Origin of the sequence: Sphingobacterium sp. PCS056 (assembly GCF_023273895.1) — a bacterium.
GTDB lineage: Bacteria > Bacteroidota > Bacteroidia > Sphingobacteriales > Sphingobacteriaceae > Sphingobacterium.
On record NZ_CP096883.1, the window covers coordinates 1,039,853 to 1,052,887 of the forward strand.

Sequence of the window (13,035 nt, forward strand, 5' to 3'; positions counted from 1 at the left end):
TACCATTACCGGTATGTGCTGGTATCCAAGATCATATGCGCAAGAGAACCTAATCCCTCTGCCCATAAAAATGGAATTAGGCAAGGGCAAGCTCAAGCTCCATAAGGGTATTATTGTACAAAATGATAATCTGTCCCTACAATCAGAATATCAACTTGCAGCAAATATTCTTGCGGACTGGAAAATAGAAGAAAAAGCATGGATCAAGAACCCATATCTTCCGGTATTAAAACTTGAACTTTTATCCAATACCCCAACAACTGCACATGACGAATCTTATCATTTAAAAATAGATGATAAAGGTATTTTTATAACAGCACATTCCAAAGCTGGCATTTTTTATGGCCTTCAAACATTAAGACAGTTTTCTGTCCAAAAGAAAATGCTAACCTTTTGTGACATTCATGATGCACCTGCATTCTCCTGGAGATCCTTTTTGGTTGACGTCGGACGCAATTATCAACCACTTGAAATGCTCAAAGAGCAAATCGATATCATGGCTCGTTATAAATTGAATGTCTTACATTTTCATTTTACCGAAGATATTGCATGGCGTTTAGCTAGTAAAAAATATCCTGGCCTGACCGATCCATCAAATATGACAAGAGGAACAGGAGCACATTATTCAGAACAGGACTTCAGAGAATTAATCGCTTATTGTAAAGCAAGACATATCCTCCTGTTGCCGGAGATTGATATGCCCGGACATAGTGAAGCTTTTAAACGATATTTTGGAGTAGGCATGCAATCTGATTCTGGTCTATATTATATCAAAGAGTTGTTAAAAGAGTTTTCACAAACTTATAAAGACCTCCCATATCTTCATATTGGTGGCGATGAGGTAAAGATTAGCAACCAAAATTTCATGCCCGAAATTACCAGATACGTGGAGGGCTTAGGTTATAAAACGATCGGTTGGGATCCAGGCAGTAATTTGATGCCTCAAACCATCAGACAATTATGGATGGGTGGACCTAAAGCCATACAAGAAGGAGGAGAGTTTGTCTATATTGACTCTAAACACCTCTACATTAACCACATGGATCCATTGGAAACCGTCACAACTCTTTTTCACCGCAAACTGGGGGAGCAAGATAAATCAAACAAGAATCTGATTGGGGCGACCTTGTGTGCATGGCCAGATCGTGCAGTTGCCAAACCAGAGGATATGTTCTATCAAAATGCCGTTTACCCTTCCATATTAACATTTGCAGAGCGCATATGGCGTGGTGGAGGACAATCGGGATGGATATGTAACATCGTAGATGAAAACACAAACGCCTATCAGGAGTTCAAAAATTTTGAAAATAGATTACTCCATCATAAGCATCATTATTTTTCGAACAAGCCCTTTCCCTATGTGAAGCAAACTGGACTAAAATGGGATCTGATCGGACCTTTTCAAAACGGCGGAAATCTGACACAATCTTTTGATATTGAGCAACAGCCCTATGCAAAGGGGTTAGCAGTAGCAAAAAAAATAGAAGGCGGCACCATCATACTCAGACACTGGTGGTCAGACATTATATCAGGAGCTATCAACAACCCACAACAAAATACCACCTGGTATGCACGTACTAAGATATGGAGCGATACAAACCAACCTAAATTATTTTGGATCGGGTTCAACAATCTTTCCAGATCTTATGCCAGTAATACACCTAAACTCAACACTTGGGACAATCTAGATAGTAAAGTTTGGGTCAATCATCAAGTCATCGCACCTCCATTATGGAATCATGCCGGAGCAAAAGGTCATTTAGAAATACCACTTACAGATGAAGGATATACCTATAGAGAACCCATGAAAATTTCATTAAAAAAAGGATGGAATGAAGTATTGATCAAACTACCCGTACGTGATTTCAAAGGAGAAGATTGGCAAAACCCGATAAAATGGATGTTTACTTTTATTCCTATCAACTAAAAAAATAAAACCAATATCATATGAAAACAACATTTTTAACCATTTGTGCAGGAGCACTTTTTTCGATGGCGCAAGCTCAAGAAGTGACCGTCTTTGAATCAGGAAAAGATGGCTATGCCAGCTATCGAATACCCGCAATCATTAAAAATAAAAACGGTGATTTATTAGCCTTTTCAGAAGGACGTGTAGATCATGCTGGAGATTATGGCAACGTAGACATAGTCTATAAAATCAGTAAGGACAATGGAAAAACCTGGGGAACTATTCAGGTTGCTGCAGATTACGACCAGTTGCAAGCAGGCAATGCTGCCCCTGTAGTAGACTTATTGGATCCTCAATATCCCAATGGTCGTATCTTTCTGTTTTACAACACAGGGAATGGTCATGAGCATGAAGTAAGAAATGGAAAAGGATTACGAGAATGTTGGTATGTCACATCCACTGATGGAGGAAAAACATGGGCAGCCCCTACAAATATCACAACAGCAGTACACCGCCCCAATCAACCATTATTAAATTCTAACTATACGTTTAAAGAAGATTGGAGAGCATATGCAAATACCCCCGGTCATGCTTTACAGTTTGATTCAGGAAAATACAAAGGCCGTATTTATATCCCAGCAAACCATTCTGAAGGAAATCCAAAACCTGCAGGAAAAGATTATTATGCACACAGTTACTATTCCGATGATAATGGTAAAACTTTCAAGATTGGCAATACTATAACTTTTGAAGGAGGAAATGAGACTATGGCAGCTCAAATATCAAAAACAGGACTTTACATGAATACTAGAAACCAGCAAGGAAATGTAAGGAACCGCATCATTTCCTATTCCAATGATGGCGGAGTAACATGGGATACAACTTTTTATGATAAAAATCTACCCGATCCAGTTAATCAAGGAGCAACTTTATCTTGGAAAAAAGGGAAAAATTATATACTAGCAGTCTGTAATGCTGCTTCAGAAAAAGATCGTGACAACCTGACATTGCGCATCAGCAAGGATCAAGGCAAAACCTGGTATTTCAATCAAGTTGTAGCAAAAGCACCAGCAGATTATAAAGGATCTTATTCCGCATATTCGGATATTGTACTGGTCGAGAAAAATAAAATTGGGGTATTATACGAAAAGGACAATTATAAAACGATTGTTTTTACCGTCGTCCCTGTCAAATAGAAAACAGATCATCAGACAAAGGGGTTTGTATCGTGTTAGATGCAAACCCCTTTATTGTCATATTAAATAAAATCAATTAAAACATCGGAACCTCAATCAACAATACTTTAGCATCCGATGTTGCTTGTACATCAATATCCTCTATTTCCCATATTCCGATCGCATCTCTACGATTTATAACCTCTCCTGCGATTTGAAGACTACCTTCTAGTACGAATATATAAACACCATTGCCTTGTCCATGTAAAGCATAATTTGTACTTATACCAGCATCTAGATCTGCCAAATTAAAATAAGCATCTTGATGAATAAACACAGCATGACTATCTGCTTTATTGGGAGATACAACAGTTGCAAATTTATTTTTACGATCTACATCTGCATAAGACTTCTGGTCATAACTAGGGGTCAACTGTCTTTCATTCGGGATGACCCAAATTTGAAGAAACTTAACCGGATTCTCTTTACTTCCATTAAATTCAGAATGCGTTACACCAGTACCTGCCGACATGATTTGCACATCTCCTGTTTGGATATCACGACTTGTACCCATACTATCTTGATGTGATAAAACACCTTCCAAGGGAATACTAACAATTTCCATATTGTCATGCGGATGACGACCAAAACCATTTCCTGCTTCGACAAAATCATCATTTAAAACACGTAATGCCCCAAAATTAACCTTATCTTGATCAAAATAGTTTCCAAAACTAAATGAGTGGGCACTTTTCAACCATCCAAAGTCAACATGTCCACGATTTTCTGATTTATGTATTATCTTTTGCATTTTCTTATATTTATATGTTCAAACACTCAAATAGCATACCAAGCTATAAATCAGCAAATAATGGACTTTTTAGCATGACATATTGACAAATCAACTGATCATTTCACACACCTATATCATCATCTTCACAAGGTTGTAAATCACACTGGCAACATTTCTATTGCAGAAGAATTCCCAGTAAGACATACACGTCATCAGGATATTTTAGCTTATCTGGTGAAAAAGCATAAATAAGTGCTCGCGCTAATATGCGATTTGGATCAATCAGATTCATGCCATTATGATCATTTTCTGGAAGCGCCAATGGTAGTTCTGTACATCCCAAAACGATGATTTCCGCTCCTGCCTTTTTCAATTCATCCATAGCACTATGCAGTTCCAGACGGACCTTATTTGTAACAGGAGTAGATTGTGCTTTAATACCATACTCTTTATCATATATAGCATCATGTACACGCCCTTGCCATTCATCACTAGGTTCCACGACTTCAAACCCTTCCTCCAATAACATATCCCGATAAAGACCCGAATTACGGGTGCCCGTAGTAGAAAGAATACCCACTTTTGCCTGTGGATAAAGAGCTTTCATAAAAGCAACGGTTTCCCTAATCAGGTGCAATACTTTAATCTTTTGATTCGTTCGGGCAAGCTCCTGCTCAAAGACAGAATAAATTGGAGCAGCATGCGCTGTATTACATGGAATACCTACCACGGTTACTCCCGCATGCTCTAATTGTCTTGTTATTTCGGCAATTGCTATAGCTGGATTTATGGTTGAATTTCCATTTAAATAGGCCGTTCGATCACCAATCAAATTAGGAAATGAATAAAGCATGACCGGTAAATGTTCCTGATCTGATACAGCAATAGTCTCTTCAATAATTTTTTTATAAATGTCCAATCCCCCTAAAGGACCAACACCTCCTATAATACCAATCATATTCTTCGTTTTCTAATTTAATGCACCTCTTCGTTATCCATAAGACCAAAAGGTCTCTCCTTTATCCAAAAATAATTCAATTAAAGATGTTTATAACCCCCATTCATATATCCGAATTATTAAACGTCACAGCAATTTTTCGATTATGAATATAAAAACTCTTAACCCATAATCAGTATGCCAATCCACTATACCGCTTTCATTTTTTCTTTAGAAATATGCAAACGAGGTGCCAAAGGCATATATCGAGCATTCGCTAAAAGATCTCGATCGATTATTAGCAGCTATGCTTGATTTATCATCAATAGATATATAAATAGCCTACGCACTGACCCTATTTCTTAATAAATTCTGACATTGACCATATGAAAATAGGAAGATAAAAAAATGGACCAAATAATAAACCGATATATAATATGGATTTTTTATTTGGTCACGTGATTTCATTGATTTGATATTGACGACAATAATTCATTTGAAATATTATTGTATCAAGAAAAAGCATCTTGGATAGTCATTCTGAAAATTTAGTCACAAAAAAAAACGACTTAATTTCTTAAGTCGTTTTAGTAGCCCGTAGGGGAATCGAACCCCTGTTTCTAGAATGAAAATCTAACGTCCTAACCCCTAGACGAACGGGCCATTTGGCATCTCCATCGGGATATTTCCCTGTTTGGAGATGCAAATATAGATATTTTTATCAATCTTCCAAAAAAGATTTAAAAAATTTATTAGATCAAATCAAAACCAATATCTCTACGGAAATATTTACCTTCAAAATAGATCCTTCCAGCATCAGCTGTGGCCTGTTGCAAAGCATCAAATAAGGTATCTTGTAAAGTCGTCACAGCAATAACGCGACCACCAGCACTGACGATATGGCCATCCTGTGTCGCTGTTCCAGCATGAAAGACAATAGATTCTTTTACATTCTCTATATTTGAGATTACTTTGCGAGATTCATAGTTTCCAGGATATCCGCCCGCAACTAACATAACCGTTACAGCAGTTTTTGAAGAAACAGTATAAGAACGTGTATCTAAGTTGCCTTGCGCAACACCTTCTAACAAATCAATTAAATCAGATTCAATACGAGGTAAAACCGATTCTGTCTCAGGATCACCCATACGCACGTTGTATTCAATCACTAGCGGCTCCCCTTCTACATTCATCAAGCCTATAAAAATAAATCCCTTATACGGAATTTGATCTTTCTTCAATCCCTCAACAGTAGGTTTTATTATACGCTCTTCAACCTTACTTAAAAACACTTCATCAGCAAACGGAACTGGTGAGATCGATCCCATTCCTCCTGTGTTTAAGCCCGTATCCCCTTCACCGATACGTTTATAATCTTTTGCAGAAGGCAATACTTTATATGAATTGCCATCTGTCAGTACAAAAACAGATAATTCAATTCCCTTTAAAAACTCTTCAACAACAACCACGTCACTTGCAGCACCAAACTTAGAATCAGCGATCATCGCTTTCAATTCCAACTTAGCATCTTCCAAAGTTTCACAGATCAATACGCCTTTTCCGGCAGCCAGTCCATCCGCTTTTAATACGATGGGCAATTTTTGAGTTTCTAGATAAGCAAGCCCTTCTTCCAAATTACTCTTGTCAAAAGAGCGTGATGCAGCAGTCGGGATACCGTGACGATCCATAAATTGTTTTGAAAAGTCTTTAGAACCCTCCAATTGTGCTCCCTCCTGTTGTGGACCAATAACAGGAATATGTTTCAAATCTGCACGGTTCAAGAAATAATCATGAATACCTTTAACAAGCGGTTCTTCCGGACCAACCAAAACCATATTGATATCATTCGCCAAGGCAAAACTTGCGATACCATCAAAATCGGTTACCTTTAAAGCAACGTTTTGACCATATACACCCGTACCTGCATTTCCAGGAGCAATAAATAAATTTTGAAGACGCTTACTTTGCGAAAGTTTATAGGCGAAGGCTGATTCACGACCGCCAGAACCAATGATTAGGATATTCATATTACAAAGATATTTTTTTTAGCTTAATTATAAGAGAAAATTTAAAATTGCGTTGATATCCATTTAAAAACAACAAATTATTTAATATTTTTTCGTAATTTATTCCAAATTATTGATCCTCAATTTATGCGTCTTAAGGCAATTTTCTTCGGTTTTTTATGCATCATGTCATTGGTATCATTTGGGCAAACAGATATCCATCCACTCCTCGATAAATTACAGCGTCACGCCTCACAAAATCCAAAAGAAAAAATCCATATCCACATGGATAAGGAAAGCTATTCTGTTGGAGAAACCATTTGGATGAAGCTATATTGTACTTTTGCTCCAGAAAATCAATTATCCGGATTAAGCCGTATAGCCTACATTGATCTGCTTTCACCCGAAAATAAAACGATCAATACATTAAAAATACCATTGACAGCTGGTCTAGGAATTGCTGATTTTCCTCTCACAGACACCCTCATAGAAGGTTCTTACCGCATCCGAGCCTATACTCAGTGGATGAGAAATGATAGCTCAGCCTATTTCTTTGATAAGACAATACCGATATACAATGGCCGTTCGGATCACGTCATGACAGATGAGGAAATCATCGTCGATAGAGATAAAAAATATTATGCTATAAATCTAAAAACACTTTCAGGAAATCCTTTACCAGAGATTAATATCAATTATAAAACACAATTAAAAAATGGCAAATTAAAAAGTGCACGGCAAAAAACAGATCAAAAAGGTCAAATTTTGATTGATATGAAAGATATATCAGCTGGTGAAACGATTAATTTATCTTTCAAATCTATAGATGGAATCACTGTTCATAAACTCCTGACAGTCCCTTCCGATAAATCAAATTATAGCTTACAGATACTACCTGAAGCCGGTACCATTACACATAACATACTCACAAAAATAGGCTTTAAAGCACTTAATAGTAGAGGACTTGGAGAAAAAGCTGAAATCAAAATCGTTGATAATAACAATGAAGTGATGTCCCTATTCGAAACCAACCCGCTAGGTATGGCAAGCTATCAGGTAAATTTAGACGCACAAAAAAAATATACAGCTATTGCCACCTTTACAGATGGCACTCAAAAAGAAGTTCCTTTTCCTGCCGTACAACTTTCAGGATTAAATATGAATGTTGCCAACCTGATAGACGATAGAGTATTCGTCCAGGTAAGCGGTAGTCCAGATAAAATAGATCAACAACAGATTTACTTGATCGCACATTACCAAGGCACGATCTTCCATGTAGCCAAGCAAAAATTAAATACCAAAGAAATTCTTTTTTCCATTCCCAGACCAAGCTTGCCGCTGGGTGTCATTCAATTGTCCATCTTGGATGCCAATTTGAAACCGATATTAGAACGCATGATCTTCAACTATCGGTCTGATAAACGATTAGCGATCAACACCAATACAGACAAACCAACGTATGGGCTAAGAGAAAAAGTAAAAATCACAGTTATAACTGGAAATAGCCAAGATTCTACTCGAATCTCCACATTATCCGCATCTGTGGTCAATACCAATAAGACAAAAATTGATTCTAATCACCGATCAAGTATCTATACATCCTTATTACTATGTTCAGAAATCAACGGCTTCATAGAAAATCCCAACTATTATTTTCCAGCTAATGAAGAGATCAAAAAAGTTGATTTAGACGACCTCATGCTCATACAAGGCTGGAGAAAATTGGATTGGTCCGCATTAGACGATACCCTCAACAAACCACAATATCCGGTTGAAAAGAATTTATCCATCTCAGGCACAGTGAAGAAACTGAGTCGTAAGGTAGTTGTACCACAAGCCACTGTTACGTTAATCCCAACGTCCAATATGCTTGCCGCCATTGACACATTAACAAGCATAGACGGAAGATTTTCTTTTGATGAACTCTTATTTCCAGACAGTACCAAATTTATTATTACTGCTACATCAAAAAAAGATAAAAATAGACTTGATATCGATTTAGACGAGATGGATATTCCAATAAATGATTCCAATAAAAATTTTCCAGAGATTATGAATCATATCAACACCAAATATTTGGAAAATATCAACAGTACCCAAACCTACTTTTCCGAACTCGAAAAAGCAGGACTTATGTCCAGGTCCATTCAACTCGAAGAAGTAAAAATAACACGTACAAATAAGAAAAAAATTGTTCAAAATTCAAGTAATCTAAATGGATCAGGAAATGCAGACCAAGTGCTGACAGAAGAAGATTTAGCAAACTGTTTTACGTTAGAACAATGCCTTGCAGGAAGACTAGCAGGGGTTAGATGGCAAAATGGCATACCCTATAGCACCCGAAGTAATGGTCCCATGCAAATTGTGCTTGATGGAATGTATATTGAAAGCGATCAAATTTCAATGCTAAGCGCACCAGATATCGCTAGCATTGAGGTGTTACGCAATATTAATTACACCTCGATATATGGGTCTTATGGAGGTAATGGTTTGATCTTAATCACGACCAAAAGAGGTGATGGTGCTGCACGTGCTTTTACCCCCACTGGCATCCGAACCTTTATACCTAAAGGGCTTTACCTCAATCGTACATTCTATAAACCAATCTACGACGCCACACAAGCTTCGACAATAGGTTCAGACCTAAGAACAACGATACATTGGGAGCCCAATCTCATTACCAATCAATCAGGAGAAGCGAGTTTTGATTTCTATACATCGGACGAAAAAGGCCCTTATACCGTTATTTTGGAAGGAATAGACTTCACCGGCAGAATAGGAAGAAAAGCAATACAGATTAGTGTGAGAGATTAAATCGACAACAACAAAAAATATTATGAAACATATAGTAATCAAAACAGAAGATCGCATCGCAAATATATTTTTAGACCGTGGAAAATCCAATGCAATTGACATGGTTCTGTTGCAAGAATTAAACACAACTATTCAAGAGCTAAAACTAGACCCTGCTATTGAGGGAGTCATCATACATGGCAAAGAAGGTTTTTTTAGCGCTGGTTTAGATTTGATTGCGCTATATGACTATGGTGAAGCCGAAATAAAAGCATTTTGGACCCTATTCTTGAAAAACACCAAAGATCTAGCATCCTTTCCCAAACCACTCGTTGCTGCGATTTCAGGACATAGTCCTGCTGGAGGCTGCGTGATAGCACTTTGTTGTGATTATCGCATTATGGCAGAAGGCAATTTTATCATTGGATTAAACGAAATACCTGTTGGACTCATCGTACCCGATAGCATCTTTCATCTCTACAGCTTTTGGCTTGGTAAAGCCAATGCCTATCGCTTCTTATTAGAAGGAAAATTGTTGACACCACAAGAAGCCCTTACGGTAGGCTTAGTGGACGAAGTCGTTTCACCAAATGCCATCCAAACAACCGCATTACGCAAAATTAAGTCCGTGACACAGTTCGATAAAGAAACATGGCAATCTTGCAAATTGAATTTTAGATCAGAACTTTTTGAACAGTTAACTGTAAAGCAAGAGGAGACAATTGAAAAAATATTAGTACAGTGGTGGAAACCATCTACACGTAGCATATTAAAAACAATCATCGATAACTTGACAAACAAGAAAAAATAACAATAAATTAACCCGATTAATTTATGACACATTTGTTTAAGACCTCCGATGTTCTATTTTTGTAAATAACTCAGGGAAATTCTAATCCATTTTTAGTAGATAATAACAATGATGTTAAAAAATATAATGGTTCTCTTGTTCATATCGATCATCGCGCTCGGTAGTTGCAACAGAACTGCTGATAAAAAAGAAAATCAACAAGATTCCATCGCTACAACCACAGCAGATTCATTACCAAAAGTGATGGATACACTCGCTGTCCCGAAGCAAGAAATCGCACCAGATGAATCTATTGATCGAGCAATATCAAATATAGTACGTGCGTATAGCATGCAAGATTCAAAAGCATTAAACAGCTATATTGACAAAACAATAGGTCTCTATACCATTTACAGACCTGGAGTTCAAGCCATATATGTATATGCCACATCCATTGATTTTAATCATCCGATTCCAGAATATTATCCCTATCCAAAACCCAATTTCTCAGGAAAAGTAACCTTTGGAATACTGCCCGTATACGACTGTGGAAAAGAAACCTGGAATAAAAAAGGATTATTCTGTAACAATAAGCAACATCCAACAGAATTGTCCCAAACGGCAAAATTTATGAATGAAATTTTGGAAGCAAAAATATCAGATGCAGAAATACAAAAGTTAAAAGCACTCGAAGCCAAAAGCTACCGAGTCATCTTAACAGACAAAAATGCACCACTTATATTTCATATCACGAAGCAAAGTAATCGATGGGTATTAACGGTTATAGATCGTGCCTATGGAAGCTGTGATGCTTAACCTGAAATTATATTTCACGAGAAAAGCATCATAATCCTAAAAAAATTTTTAATTTGACAGTTTTAATTCACAAAAAAAATGATTAGTCTGGATCAAGAAATACAAGCAAAAGTCAATCAATGGCTGGGCTCAGAATACGACGAAGCAACGAAAACAGCTTTAAAAAAATTAATCGACAACAACGAAACAACTGAATTAACAGATTCTTTCTACAAAGATTTAGAATTTGGTACAGGAGGTCTACGTGGAATCATGGGTGTAGGTTCCAATAGAATGAATAAGTATACCATTGGTAAAGCTACTCAAGGTTTAGCTAATTATTTAAAAAAACAATTCTCAAACCAACCGATCAAGGTTGCAGTTTCTTATGACAGTCGCAATAATTCACAAATATTTGGACAGCTAGTCGCTGATGTGTTTTCTGCTAATGGCATACAGGTTTATTTATTTGATGAACTTAGACCTACACCGGTATTATCCTTTGCCATCCGTCATTTTGGTTGCCAAAGTGGTGTCATGCTTACAGCCTCTCACAACCCAAAAGAATATAATGGATATAAGGCCTACTGGAACGATGGATGCCAATTAACAGCTCCGCACGATGAGAATGTCATTACAGAAGTAAATACTATTCAAAGTGTATCGGAAATACGATTTCAGTCTAATCCTGAAAATATCGTTTCCGTAGGACCAGAAATAGATGAAATTTATATTCAAGAAAATAAAAAATTAAGCATACATCCCGAAGCAGTACAAGATCAGAAAGATCTTAAAATTGTATTTTCCCCAATCCACGGAACAGGAATAACCATTGTTCCCCAACTTTTAAAAGAATGGGGATTTGAAAATGTCATCATTGTGGATGAACAAGCGACCCCTGATGGCAATTTCCCAACTGTAATTTATCCTAATCCAGAGGAAGAAGACGCGATGGCCTTGGCAAAAAAGAAAGGTGAAGAGGTAGATGCAGACCTTGTACTAGCTACCGACCCTGATGCTGACCGCGTCGGTATTGCCATTAAAAACGATAAAGGTAATTTCCAGTTATTGAATGGTAATCAGATCGGGAGCCTATTGGTTTATTACGTATTAAGTTCAAAAAAGGAACAAAATCAACTCCACAATAATCCATACGTCGTCAAAACCATTGTGACGACCAATCTACAAGCGGAGATTGCCAACCATTTTCAAGTTCCATATTACGAAACATTGACTGGTTTCAAATATATTGGCGAGCTGATGACCAAATTAGGCGACTCAGCAACTTATCTTGTCGGCGGAGAGGAAAGCTATGGCTATTTAGTTGGAAGCCTAGTACGTGACAAGGATGCGCCAAATGCCTGTGCCTTCTTGGCCGAGATGACCGCTTTTTATAAATCAAAAGGCAAATCCTTATATGAAGTTCTTTTGGATATCTATCAAGAATTTGGATGTTATCAAGAAAAATTGGTATCATTAACAAAAAAAGGTAAAGCTGGTGCAGAAGAAATCAAATCCATGATGAGCAATCTACGTGCAAACCTACCCAAATCACTAGGTCATATTGCCGTCGTAGAAGTCCGCGATTACGAAAATTCGGTTGCGATTGATATGGCATCTGGAGATAAAAAAGCCATCGAATTACCAAAATCAGATGTTTTACAATTTATCACCATAGACGGAGATGTTATCTCAGCAAGACCATCAGGTACAGAACCTAAAATAAAGTTTTATTGTTCTGTAAAAGCAGCATTAACAGATCAATCCAATTACGCTGAACTTCAAAAAGAATTATCAGCAAAAGTAGATCGAATGATGGCTGATATTATTTAATCGT

General features: G+C 37.2%; 9 protein-coding genes and 1 tRNA gene. 6 read left to right on the forward strand and 4 right to left on the reverse strand.

All coding sequences use genetic code 11. The annotated features are described in order from the left end of the window. Nucleotides 1-13 precede the first annotated feature (13 nt). Both MUB18_RS04350 and MUB18_RS04355 read left to right on the forward strand, forming a co-directional pair. Nucleotides 14-1,927, forward strand: a complete 1,914-nt coding sequence (locus MUB18_RS04350) for a beta-N-acetylhexosaminidase (RefSeq protein ID WP_262917522.1) — start codon at nt 14-16, stop codon at nt 1,925-1,927. Nucleotides 1,928-1,947: 20 nt separating this feature from the next. Further along, the gene (locus MUB18_RS04355; RefSeq protein ID WP_045754768.1) at nt 1,948-3,105 is read left to right on the forward strand and encodes a sialidase family protein; all 1,158 of its coding nucleotides are present in this window, start codon (nt 1,948-1,950) and stop codon (nt 3,103-3,105) included. Nucleotides 3,106-3,181: 76 nt separating this feature from the next. Here MUB18_RS04355 and MUB18_RS04360 read toward each other — a convergent pair whose 3' ends face one another. The 4 genes from MUB18_RS04360 to purD form a co-directional block, all read right to left on the reverse strand. Beyond that, on the reverse strand, nt 3,182-3,895 hold the full coding sequence (locus MUB18_RS04360; RefSeq protein ID WP_045754769.1) for a pirin family protein: 714 nt from the start codon (nt 3,893-3,895) through the stop codon (nt 3,182-3,184). A gap of 157 nt (nt 3,896-4,052) precedes the next feature. After that, nucleotides 4,053-4,835: an aspartate/glutamate racemase family protein gene (locus MUB18_RS04365; protein ID WP_248755089.1), complete on the reverse strand. Its 783-nt coding sequence runs from the start codon at nt 4,833-4,835 to the stop codon at nt 4,053-4,055. Nucleotides 4,836-5,405: 570 nt separating this feature from the next. Then, nucleotides 5,406-5,477, reverse strand: a tRNA-Glu gene (locus MUB18_RS04370). Nucleotides 5,478-5,566: 89 nt separating this feature from the next. Then, a complete protein-coding gene (gene purD, locus MUB18_RS04375) occupies nt 5,567-6,841 on the reverse strand; it encodes a phosphoribosylamine--glycine ligase (protein ID WP_248755090.1) in 1,275 nt (424 codons plus the stop codon). Nucleotides 6,842-6,967: 126 nt separating this feature from the next. Here purD and MUB18_RS04380 point away from each other — a divergent pair, with 126 nt between their 5' ends. From MUB18_RS04380 to MUB18_RS04395, 4 genes are all read left to right on the forward strand, one after another. Further along, nucleotides 6,968-9,634, forward strand: a complete 2,667-nt coding sequence (locus MUB18_RS04380; RefSeq protein WP_248755091.1) for a carboxypeptidase-like regulatory domain-containing protein — start codon at nt 6,968-6,970, stop codon at nt 9,632-9,634. Between the two features lie 22 nt (nt 9,635-9,656). Continuing rightward, nucleotides 9,657-10,424 carry an enoyl-CoA hydratase/isomerase family protein gene (locus MUB18_RS04385; protein WP_248755092.1) on the forward strand — a complete coding sequence of 256 codons (768 nt, stop codon included), beginning with the start codon at nt 9,657-9,659 and terminating at the stop codon, nt 10,422-10,424. Nucleotides 10,425-10,532: 108 nt separating this feature from the next. Beyond that, nucleotides 10,533-11,219, forward strand: a complete 687-nt coding sequence (locus tag MUB18_RS04390; RefSeq protein ID WP_248755093.1) for a hypothetical protein — start codon at nt 10,533-10,535, stop codon at nt 11,217-11,219. Between the two features lie 78 nt (nt 11,220-11,297). Then, nucleotides 11,298-13,031: a phospho-sugar mutase gene (locus tag MUB18_RS04395; protein WP_248755094.1), complete on the forward strand. Its 1,734-nt coding sequence runs from the start codon at nt 11,298-11,300 to the stop codon at nt 13,029-13,031. Nucleotides 13,032-13,035: the final 4 nt, after the last annotated feature.